25 protein-coding genes and 1 tRNA gene are annotated in these 22,735 nt (G+C 66.0%); 14 read left to right on the top strand and 12 right to left on the bottom strand.

Annotation, left to right across the window (positions count from 1 at the left end; genetic code table 11):
* Window positions 1-22: 22 nt before the first annotated feature.
* From BM004_RS06440 to ahpC, 3 genes are all read right to left on the bottom strand, one after another.
* Window positions 23-2,272, bottom strand: a complete 2,250-nt coding sequence (locus tag BM004_RS06440) for a TonB-dependent hemoglobin/transferrin/lactoferrin family receptor (protein ID WP_093211888.1) — start codon at window positions 2,270-2,272, stop codon at window positions 23-25.
* 159 nt (window positions 2,273-2,431) lie between these two features.
* Window positions 2,432-4,000: an alkyl hydroperoxide reductase subunit F gene (gene ahpF, locus BM004_RS06435; RefSeq protein WP_093125003.1), complete on the bottom strand. Its 1,569-nt coding sequence runs from the start codon at window positions 3,998-4,000 to the stop codon at window positions 2,432-2,434.
* Between the two features lie 93 nt (window positions 4,001-4,093).
* The gene (ahpC, locus tag BM004_RS06430) at window positions 4,094-4,657 is read right to left on the bottom strand and encodes an alkyl hydroperoxide reductase subunit C (RefSeq protein WP_056520682.1); all 564 of its coding nucleotides are present in this window, start codon (window positions 4,655-4,657) and stop codon (window positions 4,094-4,096) included.
* Window positions 4,658-4,919: 262 nt separating this feature from the next.
* On the opposite strand from ahpC, the gene bfr reads away from it, so the two are divergent.
* The 12 genes from bfr (at window position 4,920) to hemP (ending at window position 13,482) form a co-directional block, all read left to right on the top strand.
* Window positions 4,920-5,396, top strand: a complete 477-nt coding sequence (gene bfr, locus BM004_RS06425) for a bacterioferritin (RefSeq protein ID WP_093125000.1) — start codon at window positions 4,920-4,922, stop codon at window positions 5,394-5,396.
* A gap of 119 nt (window positions 5,397-5,515) precedes the next feature.
* Window positions 5,516-6,160 carry a PepSY-associated TM helix domain-containing protein gene (locus BM004_RS06420; RefSeq protein WP_093124998.1) on the top strand — a complete coding sequence of 215 codons (645 nt, stop codon included), beginning with the start codon at window positions 5,516-5,518 and terminating at the stop codon, window positions 6,158-6,160.
* Between the two features lie 68 nt (window positions 6,161-6,228).
* Complete coding sequence (locus BM004_RS06415) at window positions 6,229-6,729, top strand: DUF2271 domain-containing protein (protein ID WP_177206396.1); 501 nt, start codon at window positions 6,229-6,231, stop codon at window positions 6,727-6,729.
* 64 nt (window positions 6,730-6,793) lie between these two features.
* The gene (locus tag BM004_RS06410; RefSeq protein WP_093211886.1) at window positions 6,794-7,600 is read left to right on the top strand and encodes a DUF4198 domain-containing protein; all 807 of its coding nucleotides are present in this window, start codon (window positions 6,794-6,796) and stop codon (window positions 7,598-7,600) included.
* A gap of 17 nt (window positions 7,601-7,617) precedes the next feature.
* Entirely contained in the window at window positions 7,618-8,625 is a 1,008-nt protein-coding gene (locus tag BM004_RS06405; RefSeq protein ID WP_177206367.1) for an FAD:protein FMN transferase, read from the top strand.
* On the top strand, window positions 8,622-9,995 hold the full coding sequence (locus tag BM004_RS06400) for a sulfite reductase subunit alpha (RefSeq protein ID WP_093211884.1): 1,374 nt from the start codon (window positions 8,622-8,624) through the stop codon (window positions 9,993-9,995). The genes BM004_RS06405 and BM004_RS06400 overlap by 4 nt, the downstream gene beginning before the upstream one ends.
* A gap of 114 nt (window positions 9,996-10,109) precedes the next feature.
* Window positions 10,110-10,790, top strand: coding sequence for a Fe2+-dependent dioxygenase (locus BM004_RS06395; protein ID WP_093211882.1), 681 nt, complete (start codon window positions 10,110-10,112; stop codon window positions 10,788-10,790).
* A gap of 126 nt (window positions 10,791-10,916) precedes the next feature.
* Window positions 10,917-11,189: a (2Fe-2S)-binding protein gene (locus BM004_RS06390; RefSeq protein ID WP_093124988.1), complete on the top strand. Its 273-nt coding sequence runs from the start codon at window positions 10,917-10,919 to the stop codon at window positions 11,187-11,189.
* A gap of 122 nt (window positions 11,190-11,311) precedes the next feature.
* A complete protein-coding gene (locus BM004_RS06385; RefSeq protein WP_371268855.1) occupies window positions 11,312-12,010 on the top strand; it encodes an energy transducer TonB in 699 nt (232 codons plus the stop codon).
* A 22-nt stretch (window positions 12,011-12,032) separates the two neighbouring features.
* Window positions 12,033-12,746 carry a MotA/TolQ/ExbB proton channel family protein gene (locus BM004_RS06380; RefSeq protein ID WP_093124984.1) on the top strand — a complete coding sequence of 238 codons (714 nt, stop codon included), beginning with the start codon at window positions 12,033-12,035 and terminating at the stop codon, window positions 12,744-12,746.
* A gap of 5 nt (window positions 12,747-12,751) precedes the next feature.
* Window positions 12,752-13,165 (top strand): ExbD/TolR family protein, encoded by a 414-nt coding sequence (locus BM004_RS06375; protein WP_093124982.1) that lies wholly within the window; start codon window positions 12,752-12,754, stop codon window positions 13,163-13,165.
* Between the two features lie 104 nt (window positions 13,166-13,269).
* Window positions 13,270-13,482, top strand: a complete 213-nt coding sequence (gene hemP / locus BM004_RS06370) for a hemin uptake protein HemP (protein ID WP_093124980.1) — start codon at window positions 13,270-13,272, stop codon at window positions 13,480-13,482.
* 181 nt (window positions 13,483-13,663) lie between these two features.
* Here the strand turns inward: hemP and BM004_RS06365 are convergent, their stop codons facing one another.
* Window positions 13,664-14,071 carry a GlcG/HbpS family heme-binding protein gene (locus BM004_RS06365; protein ID WP_007830736.1) on the bottom strand — a complete coding sequence of 136 codons (408 nt, stop codon included), beginning with the start codon at window positions 14,069-14,071 and terminating at the stop codon, window positions 13,664-13,666.
* A gap of 195 nt (window positions 14,072-14,266) precedes the next feature.
* On the opposite strand from BM004_RS06365, the gene BM004_RS06360 reads away from it, so the two are divergent.
* On the top strand, window positions 14,267-14,968 hold the full coding sequence (locus tag BM004_RS06360; RefSeq protein ID WP_093124977.1) for a Bax inhibitor-1/YccA family protein: 702 nt from the start codon (window positions 14,267-14,269) through the stop codon (window positions 14,966-14,968).
* 58 nt (window positions 14,969-15,026) lie between these two features.
* Here the strand turns inward: BM004_RS06360 and rlmD are convergent, their stop codons facing one another.
* Genes rlmD through surE form a run of 5 tightly spaced genes read right to left on the bottom strand, consistent with a single transcriptional unit; the run spans window position 15,027 to window position 20,064 of the window.
* Window positions 15,027-16,523 carry a 23S rRNA (uracil(1939)-C(5))-methyltransferase RlmD gene (rlmD, locus tag BM004_RS06355; protein WP_093211878.1) on the bottom strand — a complete coding sequence of 499 codons (1,497 nt, stop codon included), beginning with the start codon at window positions 16,521-16,523 and terminating at the stop codon, window positions 15,027-15,029.
* A gap of 30 nt (window positions 16,524-16,553) precedes the next feature.
* Window positions 16,554-17,600, bottom strand: a complete 1,047-nt coding sequence (locus tag BM004_RS06350; protein WP_093211876.1) for a sigma-70 family RNA polymerase sigma factor — start codon at window positions 17,598-17,600, stop codon at window positions 16,554-16,556.
* A gap of 4 nt (window positions 17,601-17,604) precedes the next feature.
* On the bottom strand, window positions 17,605-18,519 hold the full coding sequence (locus tag BM004_RS06345; RefSeq protein ID WP_093124970.1) for a peptidoglycan DD-metalloendopeptidase family protein: 915 nt from the start codon (window positions 18,517-18,519) through the stop codon (window positions 17,605-17,607).
* 11 nt (window positions 18,520-18,530) lie between these two features.
* Window positions 18,531-19,304: a protein-L-isoaspartate(D-aspartate) O-methyltransferase gene (locus BM004_RS06340; RefSeq protein WP_093211874.1), complete on the bottom strand. Its 774-nt coding sequence runs from the start codon at window positions 19,302-19,304 to the stop codon at window positions 18,531-18,533.
* A gap of 1 nt (window position 19,305) precedes the next feature.
* Window positions 19,306-20,064 (bottom strand): 5'/3'-nucleotidase SurE, encoded by a 759-nt coding sequence (gene surE / locus BM004_RS06335; protein ID WP_093124966.1) that lies wholly within the window; start codon window positions 20,062-20,064, stop codon window positions 19,306-19,308.
* A gap of 128 nt (window positions 20,065-20,192) precedes the next feature.
* Here surE and BM004_RS06330 point away from each other — a divergent pair, with 128 nt between their 5' ends.
* Window positions 20,193-21,179, top strand: a complete 987-nt coding sequence (locus tag BM004_RS06330) for an NADPH:quinone oxidoreductase family protein (protein ID WP_093124963.1) — start codon at window positions 20,193-20,195, stop codon at window positions 21,177-21,179.
* A gap of 85 nt (window positions 21,180-21,264) precedes the next feature.
* On the opposite strand, the gene BM004_RS06325 is transcribed toward BM004_RS06330, so the two are convergent.
* From BM004_RS06325 to BM004_RS06315, 3 genes are all read right to left on the bottom strand, one after another.
* Entirely contained in the window at window positions 21,265-21,609 is a 345-nt protein-coding gene (locus tag BM004_RS06325) for an H-NS histone family protein (protein ID WP_093124961.1), read from the bottom strand.
* Window positions 21,610-21,888: 279 nt separating this feature from the next.
* Window positions 21,889-21,964: transfer RNA gene (locus tag BM004_RS06320), tRNA-His, on the bottom strand.
* A 119-nt stretch (window positions 21,965-22,083) separates the two neighbouring features.
* Window positions 22,084-22,716, bottom strand: coding sequence for a YbhB/YbcL family Raf kinase inhibitor-like protein (locus BM004_RS06315; RefSeq protein WP_093124959.1), 633 nt, complete (start codon window positions 22,714-22,716; stop codon window positions 22,084-22,086).
* Window positions 22,717-22,735 lie beyond the last annotated feature (19 nt).

Genomic DNA, 22,735 nt, shown 5'->3' with positions numbered 1-22,735 from the left:
TGCAATCGGCGGTTCGCCGGGGTCAGAAGTCCGCCACGAGCGACACGTTGAAGCTGCGCCCCGGCTGGGTGTAGGCGTCGCGGACGGTCGAGGTCGAGGCCAGGCCGCGCACGTCGCTCCACATCCAGTAGCGCTTGTTGGTGAGGTTGGTGACCGAGGCGTTCAGGCGCAGGTCCTTGCGGATGCGCCACTGCGCGCCCAGGTCGAAGGTGGTGGCCGCGGGCGTCTGGAACTGGGTGCCGGCCGTGACTTCGGTGGCGTCGATGTCGGACCATTTCTTGCGCGCGTGGTTCACCGCGCTCAGGCTCACGTTCCACACCGGCGCCTGGTACTTGATGCCCACGCTGGCCTTGCTCGGATCGATCGAATTCAGCGGCCGGTTGTTGGTGCGGTCGCGCCCGCGCGTCTGGCCGTAGGCGAAGGGCACGGAAAAACCGTTGCCGTTGTCGGTGAAGTCGAGCTCGCCCTTGATCTCGAAGCCGCTGATGCGCGCGCGGCCGATGTTCACCGACTGGAAAGTCGCCGGATTGGTGCGCGAGCCGAACACGCCGCCCACCTGGCGGTCGTTCTCGATCAGGTCCTTGTAGTCGCCGGTGAAGGCGGCCACGTCGAAGCTCAGGATGCCGGTGCGCACGCGCAGGCCCAGCTCGATGTTCTGGCTCTTCTCGGGCTTGAGGTTCGGGTTGGGAATGGTCTTGTAGCCCGAGATCACGTTCTCGAAGAAGTTGTTCACCTGGAACGCGTTGGGCGCCTTGAAGCCCGAGGCGTAGTTGCCGTACACGCTCCATTGCGGCGTGGCGCGAAACAGCACGCCCAGCTTGGGCGACACCGCGGAGCCCGACAGCGACACGGCCTGCGCGCCGAAGCCGGCCTGCTTCGCATCGAGCGAGAAGTGGTCGAAGCGAATGCCGGGCGTGATGCTCCAGCGGTCGTGGATGAACTCGTCCTGCACGTAGAAGGCGGACGAGCTCTCGCGCGTGTCGGGGAAGCGCTTGAGCGGATAGCTCTCGCCGGCCGGCGGCACCAGCCCGGTCTGCAGGTTCTCGACGTTGGTGCGCGTGTAGTCGAAGCCGTAGGTGATCTTCTGGGCCCACCCTCCCATGTCCGGCCCCATGCGCACCATCTTGTCGGCCTGCAGGCCGAGCTGCCAGGTGCTCTCGTCGTAGGTGACGTCGCGCGTGCGGTCGGCGGCGGTGTAGCGGTCTTCGTAGATGAACTCGCGCGACTTTGCCTTCTGGTAGCTCACCACGGCCAGCAGGCTGTCGGCCATGACGGAGTTCAGGCGCAGGCGGCCGTCGTAGGTGAAGCGGTCGCGCTGCAGGTCGGTCTTCGCGTTCAGGCCGACGACCGAGGTGGAAGCATAAGGCGGCTTGGCGACGCCCGACAGCAGGTCGTAGCGGGCCGTCTTGTCGACGTGCTCGAAGGTGAAGCCGTGGCGCTGGTCGGCGTTGGGCGTGAGGGTGACCTTGGCCAGCAACGCCTTGTTGCGGTCGCGCTGCGGGTTGGGCGTGGTGCGCTCGACGTTGGCCGCGTTGTTGCTGCCCATGTTCTCCAGCGCGCTGGAGCGGCCCATGTTGGCCGAGATGAGCCACTGCAGCGTGTCATTGGCCTTGCCCGCGAGCGTGACGCCGCCGTGCGTGCCGTTGTCGTCGCCGCTGTAGCCGACGTTGGCGCTGCCGCCGAAGGTCTTGCCGTCGCGCAGGTACGACGACGGATCGCGCGTGATGAAGTTGACCAGGCCCGCAAGGCCGTCTGAACCGTAGAGCGCGGAGGCCGGGCCCTTGATGATCTCGATGCGCTCGACCAGGCTGAGGTCGAAGTAGTCGCGCCCGAACGCGTTGGCGCTGAACACATAGCTGCGCGGCGTGCGGATGCCGTCGGTCAGCATCAGCACGCGATTGCCGTCGAGGCCGCGGATGTTGAAGCCGGCGTTGCCGTCGCGCCCGGTGTTGCCCTGCGCCAGGCCGAAGCGCGCGGGGGCGCGCTTGACCGACACGTTGGGCAGGTCGCGCACGGCGTCGCGGATGTCGGTGATCTGCCTGGACTCGATGTCGTCGCGGCCGATGACTTCGGTGCTCACCGCGAGGTCGTCCCTCGCCTGCTCGGAGCGCGAACCGCTCACCACCACTTCATTGAGCGCCGCGACGCGCTGGGCCCACGAGGGGGCCGCGAGGCCGAGCCCGGAGGCGATCAGGCACGGCAGGAGGGCAAGGCGAAAACCAGGGCGAACGGCAGCGCGAACAGCAGCACAAGGGGTGTTTTTGGTGGCCACGAAAAAGGTCCAGGAAACAGTTGAAAAACTGCTTGCTGGACCTTCGGGCGCAGGCGTCTGCGCGGGCCGACCTGGCTGGCGGTGAGGGACCGGAAACGGGTTCGGCCCAAGCCTTTTATTGTATGAGAATAATTCTCAACTGAGCAACTTTAGGCTTACTTACGCCGGGGCCGATGTGCGGATCAGGTGGTCGAACGCACCGAGCGCCGCCTTCGCGCCGTCGCCGGCCGCGATGATGATCTGCTTGAACGGCACGGTGGTGGCGTCACCCGCCGCGAACACGCCAGGCACCGAGGTCTGGCCGCGCGCGTCCACGACGATCTCGCCGTGCTTCGACAGCTCCACCGTGCCCTTGAGCCAGTCGGTGTTGGGCACCAGGCCGATCTGGATGAACACGCCCTCGAGCTCGACCTTCTTCAACTCGCCCGTTGCGCGGTCCTTGTAGACCAGGCCGTTGACCTTCTGGTCGCCGGTGATCTCGGTGGTCTGCGCGTTGGTGAAGATGTCGACGTTCTTCAGGCTGCGCAGCTTGCGCTGCAGCACGGCGTCGGCACGCAACTGCGTGTCGAACTCGATCAGCGTGACATGGCCCACGATGCCGGCCAGGTCGATTGCCGCTTCGACGCCCGAGTTGCCGCCGCCGACCACCGCGACGCGCTTGCCCTTGAACAGCGGTCCGTCGCAGTGCGGGCAGTACGCCACGCCCTTGTTCTTGAACTCGTGCTCGCCGGGCACGTTGATGTTCCGCCAGCGCGCGCCGGTCGAGATGATGACGGTCTTGCTCTTGAGCGAGGCGCCGCTTTCGAGCTGCACTTCGATCAGGTCGCTGCCCGGCCCCGCATTCGGCACGAGGGCCTTGGCGCGCTGCAGGTTCATGATGTCGACCTCGTAGTCGCGCACGTGCTCTTCGAGCGCATGGGCGAACTTCGGTCCTTCGGTTTCCTTGATCGAAATGAAGTTCTCGATGCCCATGGTGTCCAGCACCTGGCCGCCAAAGCGCTCCGAAGCCACGCCGGTGCGGATGCCCTTGCGTGCGGCATACACGGCAGCTGCGGCGCCCGCGGGACCGCCGCCGACGATCAGCACGTCGAACGGGTCCTTGCCGGCGATCTTCTTGGCTTCACGCTCGACGCCGCTGTTGTCGAGCTTGGCGAGGATCTCCTCGAGGCTCATGCGGCCCTGGCCGAACTCGGTGCCGTTCAGGAACACGGTGGGCACGGCCATGACCTGGCGTTCCTTCACTTCGTCCTGGAAGGTGCCGCCTTCGATCATGGTGGTGCGGATGCGCGGGTTCTGCACCGCCATCAGGTTCAGCGCCTGGACCACGTCGGGGCAGTTGTGGCAGGTGAGCGAGACGTAGATCTCGAACTCGAAGTCGCCGTCGAGCGCCTTGATCTGGTCGAGCACAACCTGCTCGACCTTCGGGGGATAGCCGCCGATCTGCAGCAACGCAAGGATCAGCGACGTGAATTCATGGCCCATCGGCAGGCCGGCAAAGCGCGGGCCGTGGTTTTCGCTCGGGCGGTTGACCGAGAACGAGGGCTTGCGGTGGTTGTCGTCGCGGCTTTCGGTCAGCTTGACCAGCGCAGATGATTCGGCCACGTCCTTCAGCAGCGACAGCACCTCGCCCGAGGCCTTGCTGTCGTCGAGCGAGGCGACGATCTCGATCGGCTGCGTGGCGCGGTCGAGGTAACTCTTCAATTGGGCTTTGGTGTTGGCGTCGAGCATGAGGGACTCTCTTTCGATAACTGAAAACTATCAACTGGGGACAAAAAAGCCCGGGGGCCTCGTGAGCGCCCGGGCTTTCGCGCGGGGCGCTGCTTAGATCTTGCCGACGAGGTCGAACGACGGAGCGATGGTCTTGTCGCCATCATTCCACTTTGCGGGGCAGACTTCGTTCGGGTGGGCGGCGGTGTAGACCGCTGCCTTGAGCTTGCGCAGGGTTTCCTTGACGTCGCGGGCGATTTCGTTGGAGTGCACTTCGGCGGTCTTGATGATGCCGTCGGGGTTGATCACGAAGGTGCCGCGCAGCGCCAGGCCTTCTTCAGGGATGTGCACGCCGAAAGCGTTGGTCAGCGTGTGGGTCGGGTCGCCCACCAGCGGGAACTTGGCCTTGCCGACGGCCGGCGAGGTGTCGTGCCAGACCTTGTGCGAGAAGTGCGTGTCGGTGGTCACGATGTAGACCTCGGCACCCAGCTTCTGGAACTCGGGGTAGTTGTCGGCCGCGTCTTCGACTTCGGTCGGGCAGTTGAAGGTGAAGGCCGCGGGCATGAAGATCAGCACGGACCATTTGCCCTTGAGCGTCTCGTCGGACACATCGATGAACTTGCCGTTGAGGTAGGCCTGGGTCTTGAAGGGCTGGACTTGGGTGTTGATCAGGGACATGGTGATTCCTTGGATGCTGCGGGTGGACAAAAATAAGTGCGAGCCATGAGTATAGCTACCAAATAAGACATTTTGATAGCAATGAACTATCGATTGCATCGGTGCGGCCTATGAAAAACAAAGGCGCCGATGCCTTCGCGGCTTGCCCGAATACGAACGCCTATCACCCTCGTACGCATGCAGACCGGCTGCGCAGGGGAATGCTTGCGCGGGCCCTGCGAGCCCCCGGACAATCCCCTCTTTCAGAACAAGGAAAACGATCATGAAGGGCGACCCCAAGGTCATCGAACATCTGCAGGCGCAGCTCAAGAACGAGCTGACCGCAATCAACCAGTACTTCCTGCACTACCGCATGCTCAAGCACTGGGGCTTCGACAAGCTGGCGAAGAAGGAATACGAGGAATCGATCGGCGAAATGAAGCACGCCGACTGGCTCATGGACCGCATCTTCATGCTCGACGGCCTGCCGAACCTGCAGGACCTGGGCAAGCTGAACATCGGCGAAGACGTGCCCGAGCTTCTGAGCTGCGACCTCGGCGCCGAAACCGGCGCGCAAGCCACCATCAAGGCCGGCATCGCGCATTGCGAATCGGTGCGCGACTATGTCTCGCGCGACCTGCTGCAAAAGATCCTGGACGACACGGAAGAGCACATCGACTTCCTGGAAACCCAGATCGACCTGATCGGCCACGTCGGCCTGCAGAACTACCTGCAGTCGCAGATGGGCGAGATCGCGTAAGCCAGGCCCTGCGCTTGCCATCCAACGGGACTTCGGTCCCGTTTTTTATTGCTTTACGTAACTTAACCAGCCACGAATAACATTCATTCTCATTTGACCGGATAAAATCCGCGCCTCCAATGACTGCTGCCCGCTCCGACAACCGCCGCCGCGCCTACTGGCTCAAGACCCTGCACGAATGGCATTGGGTCAGCTCGGCGATCTGCCTGATCGGCATGATCCTGTTCAGCGTGACCGGCTTCACGCTCAATCACGCGGGGCAGATCGAGGCCAAGCCGGCCATCACGAAGCTGAATGGCGCCATCGGCGAACCGCTTCGCACACAGCTCGAAAAGCAACTGCCCGCCGCCAAGGCGCTGAAGGGCAAGGCCCCCCTCCCCGCCGAACTGCAGGCCTGGGTGCACAAGCAATGGGACGTCGGCACCGCCGGGCGCGACGCCGAGTGGTCCGACGACGAAATCTATCTCTCGCTCCCCCGCCCCGGCGGCGACGCCTGGCTGCGCCTGAGCCTGGCCGACGGCGAGATCGAATACGAGCGCACCGACCGCGGCTGGCTCTCCTACTTCAACGACCTCCACAAGGGCCGCAACACCGGCGCCGCGTGGAGCTGGTTCATCGACATCTTCGCGGGCGCCGCGCTGGTCTTCTCGCTCACCGGCCTGTTCATTCTCAAGATGCACGCGGGCAACCGCCCCTTCACCTGGCCGATGGTCGGCATGGGGCTGGTGGTGCCGGTGCTGCTCGCGCTGCTGTTCATTCATTGATCCGTTGGTTCTTCGATTCAGGAAAAGAGGTTTCCGTGCACGTTCGCTATTCCCTTGCGCCGCTCGCCATGTCGGCGCTGTTCGCAGCCCCGGCCTTCGCGGCCGGCCTGGCCGTCAACGTCGAGATCCCGCGGCTGAACGTCTCGGAGTACCACCGCCCCTACGTGGCCGCCTGGATCGAACGCGCCGACAACTCGGTGGCCGGCACGCTGGCCGTCTGGTACGACGTGCGCACCAAGACCAACAACCCCGAAGGTGAAGGCACCAAGTGGCTCAAGGACCTGCGCCAGTGGTGGCGCCGCGGCGGCCGCGAGCTCGCCGTGCCGGTCGACGGCGTGACGGGCGCGACCAAACCCGCCGGCAAGCACCAGCTGAGCTTCACCGAAGGCACGGGCGCCATGCCCAAGCTCGCACCGGGCGCCTACAAGCTCGTGGTGGAGGCCGCGCGCGAAGTCGGCGGCCGCGAGGTCGTGAGCATCCCCTTCCAGTGGCCGCCCACGGCCGCGGCGCAACCGACGGCCGCGGGCAAGGAAGAGCTGGGCGAGATCAAGCTCGAACTCAAGCCCTGATGCGCATCGACCCTTCGACTGCCGCCTGACTGCCCAACCGCCCCCGTTCATTCAAGGACCTGCCATGACCCACTTTCCCCTGCGCGCCGCCGCCATCGCCATCGCCCTGTCGGCCGCTTCGCTGGCCCAGGCGCACAACGCCTGGTTGCTGCCCTCTTCCACCGTGTTCTCGAAGGCCGACACCGTGAGCGTCGACGCCGCGGTGTCGAACGACCTGTTCGTTGCCAACCACGCACCGCTGCGCCTCGACGGCCTGCAGATCACCGCGCCCGACGGCAGCAGCGTCAAGCCCGAGAGCGAGGCCAAGCTCAAGCTGCGCAACGTGTTCGACGTGAGCGTGGCGCAGCAAGGCACGTACCGCATCGCCGTGATCAACGCGGGCGCCTTCGCGAGCTGGAAGGACAAGGCCACCGGGCAGAACAAGCGCGCGCGCGGCTCGGCCGAGACCATCGGCAAGGAAATTCCGGCGGACGCGCAGGACGTGGCGATCACGCAGTCGTCCGGCCGCATCGAGACCTTCGTGACGGTCGGCAAGCCCTCGGCGCTCAAGCCGATCGGCCAGGGCCTGGAGCTCATCACCACCGGCAGCCCCACCGACCTCGCCAAGGGCGAGAAGGCCACCTTCACGCTGCTCCTGGACGGCCAGCCCGCCAAGGACCTCGAAGTGACCGTCACGGCCGGCAACACGCAGTACCGCGACAAGCTCGAGGAGCTCAAGCTCAAGACCGACGACAAGGGACAGTTCAGCGTGACCTGGCCGGCCGCGGGCATGTACTGGCTCGACGCCAGCACCAAGGACGGCAAGACCACGGTGCCGCAAGCCAAGGAGCGCCGCCTGAGCTACGCGGCCACCCTTGAAGTGATGCCCTGACACGGCAGCAAGCCACCTTGGGCATTTCGTTCAGCACCTGGCGCGCGGGCGGCTACGCCAACGCGGCCGTCCCGCGCCCCGCCGATCCCGCCACGCTGCAGCAGCTTGGCGGCCAGACGATGGGCACGACATGGTCGCTGCGCTTCGACAACCCACGCATGCGGCCGCTGGCCGAGGTGCGCGACGCGGTCGACGCGGCGCTGGGCCGCGTGATCGCGCAGATGAGCCACTGGGAGCCGGACTCGGACATCGGCCGGTTCAACCGCGCACCTGCCGGGTCGCGCCACGCGCTGCCCGCCGAATTCGCCGAGGTGATGCGTTGCGCTTCGCGCTGGCATGCGGCCAGCGGTGGCGCGATCGACCCGACCGTCGGTCCGCTGGTCGCCTGCTGGGGCTTCGGCCCCGAAGCCCGGCAAGACGGCCTGCCCGATGGCGATGCGCTGGCCGAAGCCCGCGCGCACGTCGGCTGGCAGCGGCTGGCATTCGACGCAGACCAAGGCACCTTGACGCAACCCGGCGGCTTCACGCTCGACCTGTCGGGCATCGCCAAGGGCTTCGCCGTGGACCATGGCGTGGATGCGCTGCGCGCGCTGGGCCTGACTGACCTGCTGTTCGAAATCGGCGGTGAATTGCGCGGCATCGGGCGGCGTCCGGACGGCCAGCCGTGGCGGGTGCTCGTCGAAGGCGAAGCGGACGCAGCGCGCCGCATTGCGCTCGCCGACCTGGCCGTCGCCACCTCGGGCGACCGTTGGCACACGCGCACGGATGCAGGACGCAGCTGGTCGCACACCATCGATCCACGCACCGGCGAACCGGCCGCGCATGCGCTCGCCAGCGTCACCGTGCTGCATGCGGAATGCATGCAGGCCGATGCCTTGGCCACGGTGCTGACGGTGCTCGGGCCGGACGAAGGTTTCAGCTTCGCCGAACGGCACGGCATCGCGGCGCTGTTCTTGAGCCATGGCGACGCGTCGCCGCCCGTCGTGCGCACCACGCCCGCCTGGCCGCCAGCGACAGCGGCATGAGCGACATGGCATGGCGCGCGCTGGGCGCGGGCTCCACGGTGGTGGCGTACACGGCGCTGTGCGCATCGATCTACCTGCGCGAGCAGAAGCGAAAAATCGCTGCCGCGCGCGACGCCGCGGCGCTCGCCGGCAGCAGCGACAACAGCGGCAGCAGCACCGACAAGGCACCGGTCCTCGTGCTGTTCGCCAGCCAGACCGGGCAGGCCGAAGCCATCGCCTGGCAGACCGCGCGCCAGCTGAGCGCCGCTGGCACGCCGGCGCGCGTGATGGAACTGAACGCGCTCGACGCACCGGCATTGGCTGCCGCGAACCGGGCGCTCTTCATCGCCAGCACCTATGGCGAAGGCGATGCACCCGACGGCGCAAGCGTGTTCGCCGAACGCGTGATGGCATCGCCGCCCGCATTGGCTGCCTTGCGCTACGCCGTGCTGGCGCTGGGCGACCGCCAGTACGCCAACTTCTGCGGCTTCGGCCGCGCGCTCGACGAATGGCTGCATGCGGCCGGCGCCACGCGCGAATTCGAGCGCATCGATGTCGACAACAGCGACCCGGCGTCACTGGCCGCCTGGCACGCGCAATGGGGCGGCGAGGCCGGCACCACCGCGGAGGCGACGTTCGCACCCTGGCGGCTGCTCAAGCGCGAGCTGCTCAATCCGGGCAGCGCCGGCGCGCCAGTCTTCCACCTCGGGCTGGTGCCCCAGTCGGGCCCGATGCCGCCGTGGTCTTCCGGCGACCTGGTGCAGATCGGCATCGCCAGCGACCCGGCACATCCGCGCGACTATTCGATCTCATCGCTGCACAGCAACGGCGAACTGCAGTTGCTCGTGCGGCAGGAGCAGCACCCGGACGGCACGCTGGGCGCGGCGTCCGGGCTGCTCACCTCCACCCTCACGCTCGGCGACAGCGTGTCGTTGCGGCTGCGCCCCCACCGCGGGTTCCGGCTCGACGGCAACGAAGGCCGCCCCTTGATCCTCATCGGCAACGGCACCGGGCTGGCCGGCTTGCGGGCGCATCTTCGTGCGCGCGCCGCCGCAGGCCGGCACGACAACTGGCTGGTGTTCGGTGAACGCCAGTCGGCGCACGACTTCCTCTACCGTGAGGAAATCGAAGCCTGGCAGGCCGACGGCGTGCTGCAGCGGCTCGACATGGTGTTCTCGCGCGACCAGGCAGAACGCCTTTACGTGCAGCACCGGCTGCTGCAGTCGGCCGACACCCTGCTTCGGTGGCTGCAAGACGGCGCGGCGGTCTACGTGTGCGGAAGCCTGCAGGGCATGGCCTCGGGCGTGGATGGCGCCTTGCGGCAAGTCGCCGGCGAGGCACTCGTGAGCGACCTGGTGGCCAGCGGGCGCTACCGGCGCGACGTCTATTGAGCCCGGTCGCCCCGCCGGGTTGCGCGGCGGCGACGGGAGCCCGAACCTTTGAATTTGCGAAACTCGAGCCGAGGCGGGTCCGCCAAGGCTTCCTATTTGTGGAGTTGCTGAAAAATGATGCTGCATGTGCCTGACGTGCTGAGTCCTGCCCAGGTGCGCGACATGCGCGCGGCGCTCGATGCGACGAACTGGACCGACGGCCGCGAGACGGTGGGCGACCAGGGCGCGCAGGTGAAGCGCAATCGCCAGTTGCCCGAGCAATCGCAGATCGGCCGCGAACTCGGCAGCGCCGTGCTGGCCGCGCTGGCCCGCCACGCCCTCTTCTTCTCCGCGGCGCTGCCGCTGCGCTTCGTGCCGCCGCTTTTCAACCGCTACGAAGGCGGCGAGCACTACGGCGTGCATGTCGACGGCGCCGTGCGCGCCTTGCCAGGCGGCGCGCAACAGCTGCGCACCGACCTGTCGTGCACGCTCTTCCTGTGCGAGCCGGAGGAATACGAAGGCGGGGAGCTCGAGGTGATCGACACCTACGGCTCGCACGAGGTCAAGCTGCCGGCTGGCGACCTCATTCTTTACCCCGCGAGCAGCCTGCATCGCGTCCACCCGGTGACCAGCGGCGCGCGGGTCTGCTCGTTTTTCTGGCTGCAGAGCATGGTGCGCAGCGACCAGCAGCGCGGCATGCTGTTCGAACTCGACCAGAACATCCAGAAATTGCGCACCCGCCTGGGCGAATGCGAGGAAACGGTGGCACTGACCGGCCACTATCACAACCTGTTACGGCTCTGGTCGGAAGTCTGAAGGGGCGAAATTCCGCTCGGGCCCGATTCGTTGGGCGGTTCGTAACATCTGGTTATTGCAAATGCGATGGATTCTTATTTATAATCAATCACTTCCAACAGCCAGCTAACTGCCGCTTTCACCGCCATGATCGTTTGCGTCTGCCGCCGAGTCTCCGACCGCGAAATCGCACGCCACGTGCGCGCCGGCATGACTTTCGACGAAGTCCAGTTCGAACTCGGCGTGGCCACCCAATGTGGCCAATGTGAAGGCTGTGCGCGCGATATCGTCGCGCAATGCAGCGCGTCTCACCCGGTCGCCGCACTCAACTGCGAAACGGGTGCGAGGGCGATCCAGCTTGCCAACTCCATCAAGGAAAGCAAGGCATGGAACTCGTCTCGGCACTCGGCGGCAGCCTGATCCTGGTCGCAGGTTCGGTCTGGTGGATTTTTCGCAAGTAACGCAAGCGACGCCCCTCGCGTCCTCGTAGCGGTTTTGCTGCAATCGGGGCACCTTTCAGGGTGCCCGCATTCGAATGGTTGATCGTGTCTGACCGCTTTGCCCCTCCCCCCTCCTTCCTCGGCCTGTCCCGCAATGCCCTCATTGCGGGCGGCGTCATCCTCTTTCACGGGGCCGCGCTCTGGGCGCTGCAAAGCGGGCTCCTGCGCCGCGCCGCCGAGGTGGTGATTCCGGTCGAGATCCTGAGCCAGTTCGTCGAGCCGCCGACGCCGAAGGTCGACCCGCCTCCACCGCCCCCGCCGCCGCCCCAACCCAAGGTGACGAAGGCACCGCCGCCACCGCGGCCGCAAGCCATTCGCGAGCCGAAGCCCACGCCGGCCCCCATGGCGCCGGTCGGCACCCCGGAACCACCCCCGCCCGCCACGCCGCCGGCGCCGCCCACACCACCGGCGCCGCCGATGCCACCCGCACCGCCGCCGGCCCCGCCGGCACCGCCCGCGGTGTCGCTGCCGTCGAGCAACGCCGACTACCTGCAGAATCCGCGGCCGGTCTACCCCGCCATGAGCAAGCGCCTGGGCGAGCAGGGCAAGGTCATCGTGCGGGTGCTGGTCGGTGTCGACGGCCTGCCCAAGAGCGCGGAAGTCAAGAGATCCAGCGGCTTCGATCGCCTCGACGAGGCCGCCGTCGAATACATCATGAAATGCCGGTTCGTCCCCGGCAAGGTCAACGGCGTGGTTCAGGCCATGTCTTACGACGCCCCCGTCAACTACGTCCTGAACTAATTTTTCTCTGGAGCAACTTCGTATGGATTCCCAATTTGGCTTGATGAACGTCTGGAACCAGGGCGATTTCGTCACCAAGGCCGTGGCGGTGCTGTTGATCGGCATGTCGCTCGCGTCCTGGATCGTGATCATCGTCAAGGCCCTCGACGTCATTCGCTACAAGCGCCTCGCCAAGCGCTCGCAAGACTTCTGGCACAGCGAAGACTTCGCCACCGCGCTGAACAAGCTCGGCACCGACGACTCCAACCCCTTCCGCGCGCTGGCCCTCGAAGGCCGTGAAGCCGCCGCCCACCACCGCAACACCAAGGCCCACCTGCACGATGCGCTGGACGTGAGCGACTGGATCACGCGCGCCCTGCGCAACGGCATCGACGCCTTCACCGCGCGCCTGCAGAGCGGTCTGGCGATCCTGGCTTCGGTCGGTTCCACCGCGCCCTTCATCGGCCTGTTCGGCACGGTCTGGGGCATCTACCACGCGCTGATGAGCATCGGCTCGGCCGGCCAGGCCACCATCGACAAGGTGGCCGGCCCGATCGGTGAGGCGCTGATCATGACGGCGCTCGGCCTGGCCGTGGCCATTCCGGCGGTGCTGGGCTACAACACGCTGGTGCGCGGCAACAAGTTCGTGCTGACCAAGCTCAACGCCTTCGCGCACGACCTGCACGCCTACTTCGTGACCGGCGCACGCGTTCAGAGCGGCAGCGAATCGATCGTGGTTCCGCTCAAGAAGGGCTGAGCATCATGGCTTTCGGAACGCAAGACGAACCCGATGAGGTGATGAACGAGATCAACATGACGCCGCTGGTCGACGTCATGCTGGTGCTCCTGATCATCTTCATCATCACCGTGCCGGTGATGAAGCACGCGGTCAACATCGACCTGCCGCGCGCCACCAGCGAGCCCGAGCAGCCCAAGCCGCAGAACATCCTGTTCAGCGTGACGGCCGACGGCGCCTACTACTGGAACGAAACGAAGATCGACGACAGCGAACTGCCCTCCCGCCTGGCCGCGGAGGCCGCCAAGGAACCGCAGCCCGAGCTGCACATCCGCGGCGACAAGGCCGTGCGCTACGAGCGCGTGGCCAAGGCCATGTCCGAAGCCCGTGAAGCCGGCGTGCGCAAGATCGGCTTCATCACGGAGCCCGACGCGAAGTGACCTGAATCGCATGCGCCGCGATCGAAAAATTTTTTCATCGCGACGATTGACTTTTTATTGCGAATCATTATCATTCAATCATCGCTTCGATAAGGGAACTCCAAATGCCAGCCACGCCCAACGCCTTTTCTGTTCTGAACCATCCTTCGCTCGACCAATCGGGCGGCGGCCATGCGTCCATCCAGGCATCGCGTCCGGTGGCCATGCTCGAAAGCACGGAGCTTCTGAAAGGAAGCAAGACCGTCGCGATCATGCACAACGGGTCCCTCTATCGGCTTCAAGCCACCAAACTCGGCAAGCTGATCCTGACCAAGTAGGTCGAATCAGCCCGCCCTCCGCGCAAGTTTCATCGTGGGGCGACTCGAGGAGATTCATCTCCGAAGGGTCGTTTTTTGCTAGCCAACGGTTCGCCGACTAGCCAAGCTTTTTTTCACGCTGAACCGCTCAAAGAAAACGCCGACTCGAAGTCGGCGTTTTGCTTTGCGCGAACGAAAAGAATCAGAGGCCGAGTGCCGCGATGCCCGCCTTGGCGATCTGCGCGTCTTCGTTCGACTTCACGCCGCTCACGCCCACGGCGCCGATCACATGGCCGTCCTTCACGATCGGCACGCCGCCTTCGAGCAGGCCCTGCACTTCAGGCGCCGTCAGGAACGCGGTGCGGCCGCCGTTGATGATGTCTTCGTAGACCTTGCTCTCGCGGCGGCCCATGGCAGCGGTGTGCGCCTTGGCGGGGGCGATGTGCGAGGACAGTGCCGCGGCGCCGTCCAGGCGTTGCAGCCAGAGCAGGTTGCCGGCGTCGTCCGAGATCGCGATGGTCACGGCCCAGTTGTTCTTGAGAGCCTCGGCTTCTGCTGCGGCGGCCACGGCCTTGACGTCGGCGAGTTCGAGGAATGACTTGGTCTTCATGGTGTGCTCTGGTTGCGTAAAACCCAACAGCATAACGGCCATGCCGCCCCCAGTGTCTTCAGCCCGAAATGAAGCCGGAAAGCGGCCCCGCGGGCTTAGGAACATCCTGCATACGGTCTTTCTCTTCCCCTGCTCTTGCAGGCCCCTAGAATGCGCCCCAACTGCGTCTTCGCAGCAACCACAGGAGCTCCGGCCATGAACGACCGCGTTACCACCCTAGACACCTCCGCCGGCTACGGCCAGCCACTGGCGCAAGCCGAACGCCAACGCGTGCTGCGCAACACCTACTGGCTGCTCGCACTGAGCCTGCTGCCCACCGTGCTGGGCGCATGGGTCGGCGTGAGCACCGGCATCACCCGTTCGCTCACGGGCGGCCTCGGCCTCATCGTTTTCCTCGGCGGCGCCTTCGGCTTCATGTTCGCCATCGAGAAGACCAAGAACTCCGCCGCCGGCGTGCCGGTGCTGCTGGGCTTCACCTTCTTCATGGGCCTGATGCTGTCGCGCCTGATCGCGATGGTGCTCGGCTTCAAGAACGGCTCCGAACTCATCATGACGGCCTTCGGCGGCACCGCCGGCGTGTTCTTCGTGATGGCCTCGCTGGCCACGGTCATCAAGCGCGACCTGTCGGGCATGGGCAAGTTCCTGTTCGTTGGCGCGATGGTGCTGATGCTGGGCGCCGTCATCAACGTGTTCGTCGGCTCGAGCACCGGCATGCTGGTGATCTCGGTGGCCGCCATCGGCATCTTCTCGGCCTACATGCTCTATGACCTGAAGCAGATCATGGACGGCGGCGAAACGAACTACATCAGCGCCACGCTCGCGCTGTACCTCGACCTGTTCAACGTGTTCCAGAGCCTGCTGGCGCTGCTGGGCATCTTCGGCGGCGAACGCGACTGAACGAGCGCACCGCGCGCATCAGGCGCACCAGCAAGAAGGGCCCCGAGGGGCCCTTCTTTCATTCCAGCTCGAAGACCGCGATCGACTCGACGTGCGCCGTGTGCGGGAACATGTTGACCACCCCCGCATGCGTGCAGCGATAGCCCGCCTGGTGCACCAGCAGGCCTGCATCGCGCGCCAGCGTCGACGGGTTGCAACTCACGTAGACGATGCGCTTGGGCGGCGTCCAGCCGTCGGTGCGCAGCTCGGGCTGCTGGTGCAGGTCGGCCATGGCCTTGGCGAGCGCGAATGCGCCCTCGCGCGGCGGATCGACCAGCCACTTGTCGGCGCTGCCGTCGGCCACCAGCATGGCGGGCGTCATGTCGAACAGGTTGCGTGCTACGAAAGTTGCAGGTGACAACGCACGGCGGACGGGCGTTGCGGGCTCATTTCGCTTGAAGTTGTCGGTGGCGCGCGCGACCAGCGTGTCGCTGCCCTCGATGCCCAGCACCTCGCGCGCCCGGCTCGCCAGCGGCAAGGTGAAGTTGCCCAGGCCGCAGAACCAGTCGATCACGCGCTCGTCCGATTGCACGTCGAGCAGACGGAGCGCCTTGCCGACCAGCGCACGGTTGATGTGCGGGTTGACCTGCGTGAAGTCGGTCGGCTTGAACGGCATCGTCACGCCGAATTCGGGCAGGCGGTAGGCCAGCGGCGTGCCGCCCTCTGCCAGCAGCTTCACGGTGTCGGGCCCCTTGGCCTGCAGCCACCATTGAACGCCCTCGTTCTGCGCCGCAAAAGCCTTCAGCCGGTCGATGTCGTCGCGCGACAGCGGCTCGAGATGCCGCAGCACCAGCGCGATGGTGCCGAGCTTCGTGGACTCGGGTGCATCGCCGCACGCCAGTTCGATCTGCGGGCAGGTCTCGCGCGCGTCCATCGAGCCGATCAGCGCGCGCAGCGGCATCAGCATGTCGCTGACCTGTTTGGGCAGCACGGGACAGACCTGCATGTCGGCCAGGTAGCGGCTCTTGCGCTCGTGGAAGCCGATCAGCACCGTGCCCTTCTTGACCACGTGGCGCACCGACAGCCGCGCGCGGTAGCGGTAGTGCCAGGCCGGGCCTTCGAGCGGGCGCAGCAGGTTCTCGGGGCGCACCTTGCCGAGGTGCCAGAGGTTGTCTTCCAGCGCGCGCTGCTTCACGGCCACCTGGGCGGCGGCGTCGAGGTGCTGCATCTTGCAACCGCCGCAGGCGCCGGTGTGCAGGCCGAAATGCGGGCAGCCGGGGCGCACCCGCTGCGACGACTCGCGGCGAATGGCCGTGACCGTGCCCTGCTCCCAGTTGTTCTTGCGGCGGTGGACGTTGAATTGCACTTCCTCGAAGGGCAGCGCGCCCTCGATGAACACGACCATGCCGTCGGCCTTGTGGGCCACGCCCTGTGCGTCGAGGTCGAGCGACTCGACCTGCAGCCACTCGTCACCCGCGTGCGTGGCGCCTTTCGTGGCGTCTTTCGCGGAGGACTTCGCGGCAGGGGTCGCAGCGGGGTTCGTGGGGGTTTTCTTTTCTTCGATGGATTCCGTCATCCCCCGATTGTCTCAGCGCGGCGCACCCCGCTAGAACAGCGCGTCCCGCCCCACGCCCGAACGGGCCAACTGGCGGCGCATCTTGGCCAGCGCCTCGTTCTGGATCTGGCGGACACGCTCGCGCGTGAGGCCCAGGCGCACGCTCAGCACCTCGAGGGTTTCGGGCTCGCGGTCGTGCAGGCCGTAGCGGCCTTCCAGTACCTCGCGCTCGCGCGCATCGAGGGCATGCACCCACTGGTCGAGCAGGCGCTCCACCTCGTGGCTGTGTGCCACTTCGGTCGGGCTGCCCTGCTCGTCCTCGGAGGCCACGGTGTCGGCCAGCGTGAAGCCTTCGTCGCCACGCGCATCGCCCGCATCGAGCGAACGCGGTGCCTCGGACAGCGCCAGCAGGTCGGCCACGGACTGCACGTCGCGACCGAGCAGCGCCGCAATGTCTTCCACGCGCACGCCCTCGGGCCGTTGCGCCACGAATTCCGCATCGCCCTCGAGCGTGCGGCGCGCGCGCAGCACCTGCTGCAGCTCGCGCACCACGTGCACGGGCAGGCGGATCGCTCGCGCCTGCGTCATGACGGCGCGCTCGACGGACTGGCGAATCCACCATGTCGCGTAGGTCGAGAAGCGAAAGCCACGCTCGGGCTCGAACTTGGTGATGGCGTGCATCAGCCCGAGGTTGCCTTCCTCGATGAGGTCCGACAGCGGCACGCCGCGGCCCAGGTAGTTCTTGGCGATGTTGACCACGAGCCGCAGGTTGTGCTCGATCATCGATTGCCGCGCCTCGAAGTCGCCGGACCGCGCGGCGCAGGCGGTCTCGTATTCCTGCGCGGGCGTGAAGAGCTCGGTGCGACGGACCTGGCGCAGGTAGATGGTCAAGGCGTCCGCGCCTTCGCCGCCCAGCAGTTCGCTCACGGCCCCGTGAGGCAGCGCGGCATCGGTCGTCAGGGGTTCGGCATCGACGGCGCCCTTGGCGTCGAAGGCATCGCGCTCGTCGTCGGGAGCAGCGGGCGCTGCCGGTGACGGGCTACCCTTGCCCGCCGACCCGCGCACAGGCAGCGTGCGACGGGGGCGGGAGGCAGCCATGGCATCACCGGTTGGGCAGGTAGCGCGAGGGATCGACGGGCTTGCCCTGGCGGCGGATCTCGAAATGCAGCTTGACGCGGTCGGCGTCGCTGTTGCCCATCTCGGCGATCTTCTGGCCCTTCTGAACCGACTGGTCTTCCTTCACGAGCAGCGTCTGGTTGTGCGCATACGCCGTGAGGTAGGTGTTGTTGTGCTTCAGGATGATCAGGTTGCCATAGCCTCGCAGCCCGGCGCCCGCATACACCACGCGGCCGTCGGCCGCCGCCAGCACGGGGTCGCCCGCCTTGCCGCTGATGTCGTAGCCCTTGTTCTTGGCTTCGTCGAAACCTGCGATCAGCGAACCGCCCGCGGGCCAGATCCAGCCGAGGTCGTCGTCACCCGAATTGCCGCTGCCCGGTGCCGATGGCGACGCCGTGACCGGCACCGACGGCCTTGCCGCGCTGCTGGCAGTTGCCGCTGGCACCACGGCCGCGGGCGGCGTCACGGGCTTCGTCGTCGCGCCTTCCGAAGAAGGCGATGACGACATGCCCGACGGCGGTGCGACAGCAACAGCGGTTCCGCTCGGCGGAATCACGCGCAGAACCTGGCCGACTTCGATCAGGTCCGGGTTGTCGATGTTGTTCCAGCGAACCAGGTCCTGCCAGCGTTGGCCCGTGTCGGCGCCGATGCGGCGGATGGTGTCACCGGGACGCACGGCGTAGTAGCCGGGCTTGCCGTAGTTCTCGATGCCCGCGAGCGGCTTGCCGTTGGCATCGGTGGTGATGGGCGGGCCGCCGGGGACTGTGGGGCTCGGTGCGCGCGTCATCGTGCCGCGGTCTTCGACCGGCGCCGGCCCGCGCGGTGTGGAACAGCCCGCGATCACGAGCACAAAGGCCAACGTGACGCCAGCGAACCAACTCCGATTGCCTAAACCCTGCATTTGTTGTTCCTTCAAGCGATACCTGATTTTAGGGGGACAAAGTGAACCGCCTCAAGAACGAGGCGCTCCAGTCCCCGAGCGGTCTTGTCGATGACGACAAGGGCTTGTCCACCGCTGGCGGAGTGGGTCGGCGCGACGATGCGGCCGCCCACGGCGAGTTGCGCGATCCATGCTTCTGGCACGGCCTCTCCGCCTGCCGCTGCAATGATGCCGGCGTAGGGCGCGCCCTTGGCGTAGCCGATCATTCCGTCGCCCAGCATCAGGTGCACCGTGGCCAGCCGGAACGGCCGCAGATTCAGGCGCGCGCGCTCGTGCAGCCCGCGCAGGCGCTCGATGCTGTAGACCTCGGAGGCCACATGGTTCAGCACGGCGGCCTGGTAGCCGCAGCCCGTGCCGATCTCGAGCACCCGGCCCAGCTTGTCTTGCGGCTTTCCTGCCAGCGCGGGTGCGGCCAGCAGCAGCTCGATCATGCGGGCGACCACGCTCGGCTTGGAGATGGTCTGCCCGAGGCCGATCGGCAGGCTCGTGTCTTCGTACGCCTGGTTGACCAGCGCGCTGTCGACGAAGCCGTGCCGCTCCACGGCGCTCATGGCACGCAGCACGCGCGGATCGGAGATGCCCTGCGCCGCGAGCTTTTGCACCATGCGCGCGCGCACGGCGTTCGACGCCATCGAGGGCGTGGACGGCACCATTGGCTTGACCGGCACGGCGGGCATGCGCCCGCGCGTGGCGGCCGAAGCGGTGGGTGTCAGGCGGACGGGGAAACTGGGCCGTTGCGTGGCCATGTCAATTGCCGAGACGGGCCACCGTCTCGCGCCATTGGCCCAGGTTGGCGTGGTCGGTCAGGTCGATCTGCAACGGCGTCAGCGCGATGTGTCCGGCCGCGGTGGCATGGAAGTCGGTGCCCTCGCCGCTGTCCTTGGCGCTGCCTGCGCCGGCGATCCAGTACATGGTCTCGCCGCGCGGACTGTCCTGCGTGATCACCTTTTCGGCCGAGTGCCGGCGGCCGAGCCTGCAGACCTTGACGGGCTTCAGTTCGTCGAAAGGCAGGTTCGGCACGTTCACATTGAGCAGGAACGCATTGCCTTCCAGCATGCGCTCGCGCTCGATCTGCTGCACCAGCCGGCGCGCCACCTGGGCGGCCGCATCGACGTGCGCCCAGCCCTTTTCGATCTGCGAGAACGCGATGGCAGGAATGCCGAACAGGTACGCCTCCATGGCCGCGCCCACGGTGCCCGAATAGATGGTGTCGTCGCCCATGTTGGCGCCGTTGTTGATGCCGGAGACCACCAGGTCGGGCCGGTAGCCGAGCAGGCCCTTGAGCGCGATGTGCACGCAATCGGCCGGCGTACCCGTGACATAGCGAAAGCCGTTGTGCGCCTGGTGCACGTAGAGCGGTGCCGCCAGGGTCAGTGCATTCGACTTCGCGCTGTTGTTGTGCTCGGGTGCAATCACCTCGACATCGGCGATGTCCTTGAGCGCGTCGTGCAGTGCGACGATGCCCGGCGCCTGAAAGCCATCGTCGTTGGAAATGAGTATCTTCATGGTGTCCTGAATGCCCCCGGATTGTAGGCGGCGGGTGCGTCGCAGCAGGGACAAGCCCGCCCTACCGCGCCGCCTATCATCGCCCGCATTCATTGCCCCCACCCGACTCACACGAAGGAGACTCGAGCATGCACGCATGGCTTTGCGAAAACCCCACCGGCGTCGACGCGCTGACCTGGAAGGAACTGCCGACACCGGCGCCGGGCCCGGGCCAGGTGCTGATCGAGATCAAGGCGGCGAGCCTGAATTTCCCCGACCTGCTGATCGTGCAGAACAAGTACCAGATGAAGCCGCCCCTGCCCTTCGTGCCGGGCTCGGAATATGCGGGCGTCGTGCAGGCGGTCGGTGACGGCGTCACGCACCTCAAGGTCGGCCAGAACGTGGCCTGCCTGTCGGGCACGGGCGGCTTCGGCACCCACACGCTCGCACCCGCGGCCCTGTGCATGCCGCTGCCCGAGGGCTTCGGCCACGTGGACGCGGCGGCTTTCATCATGATCTACGCGACGTCATGGCACGCCCTGATGGACCGCGCGCAACTCAAGCCCGGCGAGACCGTGCTGGTGCTCGGCGCGGCCGGCGGCGTGGGCACGGCGGCCATCCAGATCGCCAAGGCGGCCGGCGCCAAGGTCATTGCAGCCGCCTCGACCGATGAAAAGTGCGAACTTTGCCGTTCAATTGGTGCCGACGCGACGATCAACTACACGACGCACGCACTGCCCAATGGCTTTCGCGATGCGATCAAAGCCGCCACCGACGGCAAAGGCCCGGACGTCATTTACGACCCGGTCGGCGGCGATTTTGCGGAACCGGCCTTTCGCTCGATCGGATGGCGCGGACGCTATTTGGTCGTGGGTTTTGCGTCGGGCCCCATTCCCTCGCTGCCATTGAATCTGACGCTGCTCAAAGGCGCGTCGCTGGTCGGCGTGTTCTGGGGCGATTTCGCCAAGCGCGAACCCAAGGCCAATGCGCAGATGATGGCCGAATTGGCCCAGTGGTACGGCCAGGGAAAGATCAAGCCGGTGATCGACAGCACGATGCCGATGTCCGAATTGAAGGCCGCCTACGCCCACATGGGCTCGCGCGGCGTCAAAGGCAAACTCGTGATGGTGAACTGAACGCACCGCGCTTCGTACGCCCAATAAAAAAGCCCGCGGATGCGGGCTTTTTTATTGGGCACTTGCCCAGAAAGGCGGGAGGCACTTACTTGATCTCGTAATCCGAGAGCGACTTGCCTGCGGCCAATGCCTCGGTCACCCAGCGCGGCTTGCGGCCACGGCCACCGGACCAGGTTTCGCCCGTCGGACCGCGGTATTTGGCTGCTGCCTTGGCCGGCGCAGCACCTGCGGCGCGCTTGACCGCACCCACGCGCCCCGTCAGTTTCAGATCGGAAGCCGTCAATCCGTATTCGGAAATCTTCTTGCGAACCTCTTCGATCACGCCGGAGCGTTCCTGGTTGCGCAGCTCTTCGGCCTGCCTGCGCAATTGCGCAATCTGCTCGTCGTGCTTCTTGATCTGAGAATTGATATCGGCGAGGGTCGAAGCCATTTGTTGGACTCCAGAAATTGAAAACGAGCGGATTTTAATTCAGTTTTCTTTTGCCACAAGAGCCTCTTGAAGCGAAAAACCGCTTTTCCGATTGCCTTGATGCAACAACTCGCAACACAAGGCACGTCGGCGTGGACGGCTTATATGCGGAGGGGAATCGGTAAAAGAGCGCAGCGCGCAACCAGAAGAAGTTGCGGCTCGGAAATGACAACGCCGGGGCAAGCCCGGCGGTGTAATCCTTTGATTGCTATTGAGCAATAGCGCAAAGGAGATATTTTTTGGGGTGGCTGATGGGACTCGAACCCACGACGACCAGAATCACAATCTGGGACTCTACCAGCTGAGCTACAGCCACCGCAGAGCCTTCGATTCTAGCGTTAAAAATCGCGCTTTTGAAGGGTCTCGATCAAAAAGACGCGATTTGATCGCTGGCGGCCTGTCGCCGGTCCCCTCCGACCCAACCTTGGCCCGCCATCAGCCTGCGGCGAGCGGGCCGTTCGGCGTCGCACCCTCCTCGATCCTGATCGAGCCATCGGGCCGCTCGTGCGTGCCGATGAGCAGGCCGCTTGCCATTGCATGTTCGCGCAGGGCCTCGACGACCTCGTCACGGCCCGGCGCATCGGAGAATTCCGGCGCCTGTCTCAGCGCGAACAGCTGGAACGCATAGCGGTGCGTTCCGTGTCCTGGTGGCGGATCGGGCGGCAGCCAAGCCGACTGCAAGGCCGAGTTGCGCCCGACATGCAGGCCCGCGCCTTCGTTGTCTTCGCTCGGCATCGCAGCCTCGGCCAGCGAACCGATGTCCAGCGGCAGGCTTACCACGATGGCATGCACCAGCGGATTGGGGGTCGGCGAATCGGCATCCTCGACGATCAGCAACAGCGAGGCTGCGCCGGCCGGAACGCCTTTCCACTGCAGGGGCGGCGAAACGCCCTCGCCGTCAGCGGTGTAGCGTGGCGGCAGCGGCGCATGGTCCGTGAAGGCCAGGCTTGTGACTTCGATCGACGCCATGCCTTCGCGCAAGCCAAGGGTGTTGAAGACGATCTGGTCCAGACCAGCGCGCACGCCCTGCAGCGCGTGGCCAATGACATCGGGCAATTTTTCCAGCATGCACAGGGTGTACCGCGGC

Source organism: Variovorax sp. OK212 (assembly GCF_900112425.1).
GTDB lineage: Bacteria > Pseudomonadota > Gammaproteobacteria > Burkholderiales > Burkholderiaceae_C > Variovorax.
This window is presented reverse-complemented; position numbering and strand designations above follow the sequence as displayed.

Excerpts from the sequence above, each read along its gene's own strand:
- ahpF (WP_093125003.1), bottom strand. The coding sequence starts at position 4,000 with ATGCTCGACGCCAACACCAAAGCCCAATTGAAGAGTTACCTCGACCGC.
- BM004_RS06410 (WP_093211886.1), top strand. The coding sequence starts at position 6,794 with ATGACCCACTTTCCCCTGCGCGCCGCCGCCATCGCCATCGCCCTGTCG.
- BM004_RS06395 (WP_093211882.1), top strand. The coding sequence starts at position 10,110 with ATGATGCTGCATGTGCCTGACGTGCTGAGTCCTGCCCAGGTGCGCGAC.
- bfr (WP_093125000.1), top strand. The coding sequence starts at position 4,920 with ATGAAGGGCGACCCCAAGGTCATCGAACATCTGCAGGCGCAGCTCAAG.
- BM004_RS06340 (WP_093211874.1), bottom strand. The coding sequence starts at position 19,304 with ATGGCCACGCAACGGCCCAGTTTCCCCGTCCGCCTGACACCCACCGCT.
- surE (WP_093124966.1), bottom strand. The coding sequence starts at position 20,064 with ATGAAGATACTCATTTCCAACGACGATGGCTTTCAGGCGCCGGGCATC.
- hemP (WP_093124980.1), top strand. The coding sequence starts at position 13,270 with ATGCCAGCCACGCCCAACGCCTTTTCTGTTCTGAACCATCCTTCGCTC.
- BM004_RS06325 (WP_093124961.1), bottom strand. The coding sequence starts at position 21,609 with ATGGCTTCGACCCTCGCCGATATCAATTCTCAGATCAAGAAGCACGAC.
- BM004_RS06345 (WP_093124970.1), bottom strand. The coding sequence starts at position 18,519 with ATGCAGGGTTTAGGCAATCGGAGTTGGTTCGCTGGCGTCACGTTGGCC.
- BM004_RS06350 (WP_093211876.1), bottom strand. The coding sequence starts at position 17,600 with ATGGCTGCCTCCCGCCCCCGTCGCACGCTGCCTGTGCGCGGGTCGGCG.
- BM004_RS06360 (WP_093124977.1), top strand. The coding sequence starts at position 14,267 with ATGAACGACCGCGTTACCACCCTAGACACCTCCGCCGGCTACGGCCAG.
- rlmD (WP_093211878.1), bottom strand. The coding sequence starts at position 16,523 with ATGACGGAATCCATCGAAGAAAAGAAAACCCCCACGAACCCCGCTGCG.
- BM004_RS06400 (WP_093211884.1), top strand. The coding sequence starts at position 8,622 with ATGAGCGACATGGCATGGCGCGCGCTGGGCGCGGGCTCCACGGTGGTG.
- BM004_RS06365 (WP_007830736.1), bottom strand. The coding sequence starts at position 14,071 with ATGAAGACCAAGTCATTCCTCGAACTCGCCGACGTCAAGGCCGTGGCC.
- BM004_RS06315 (WP_093124959.1), bottom strand. The coding sequence starts at position 22,716 with ATGCTGGAAAAATTGCCCGATGTCATTGGCCACGCGCTGCAGGGCGTG.
- ahpC (WP_056520682.1), bottom strand. The coding sequence starts at position 4,657 with ATGTCCCTGATCAACACCCAAGTCCAGCCCTTCAAGACCCAGGCCTAC.
- BM004_RS06330 (WP_093124963.1), top strand. The coding sequence starts at position 20,193 with ATGCACGCATGGCTTTGCGAAAACCCCACCGGCGTCGACGCGCTGACC.
- BM004_RS06420 (WP_093124998.1), top strand. The coding sequence starts at position 5,516 with ATGACTGCTGCCCGCTCCGACAACCGCCGCCGCGCCTACTGGCTCAAG.
- BM004_RS06390 (WP_093124988.1), top strand. The coding sequence starts at position 10,917 with ATGATCGTTTGCGTCTGCCGCCGAGTCTCCGACCGCGAAATCGCACGC.
- BM004_RS06415 (WP_177206396.1), top strand. The coding sequence starts at position 6,229 with ATGTCGGCGCTGTTCGCAGCCCCGGCCTTCGCGGCCGGCCTGGCCGTC.
- BM004_RS06380 (WP_093124984.1), top strand. The coding sequence starts at position 12,033 with ATGGATTCCCAATTTGGCTTGATGAACGTCTGGAACCAGGGCGATTTC.
- BM004_RS06375 (WP_093124982.1), top strand. The coding sequence starts at position 12,752 with ATGGCTTTCGGAACGCAAGACGAACCCGATGAGGTGATGAACGAGATC.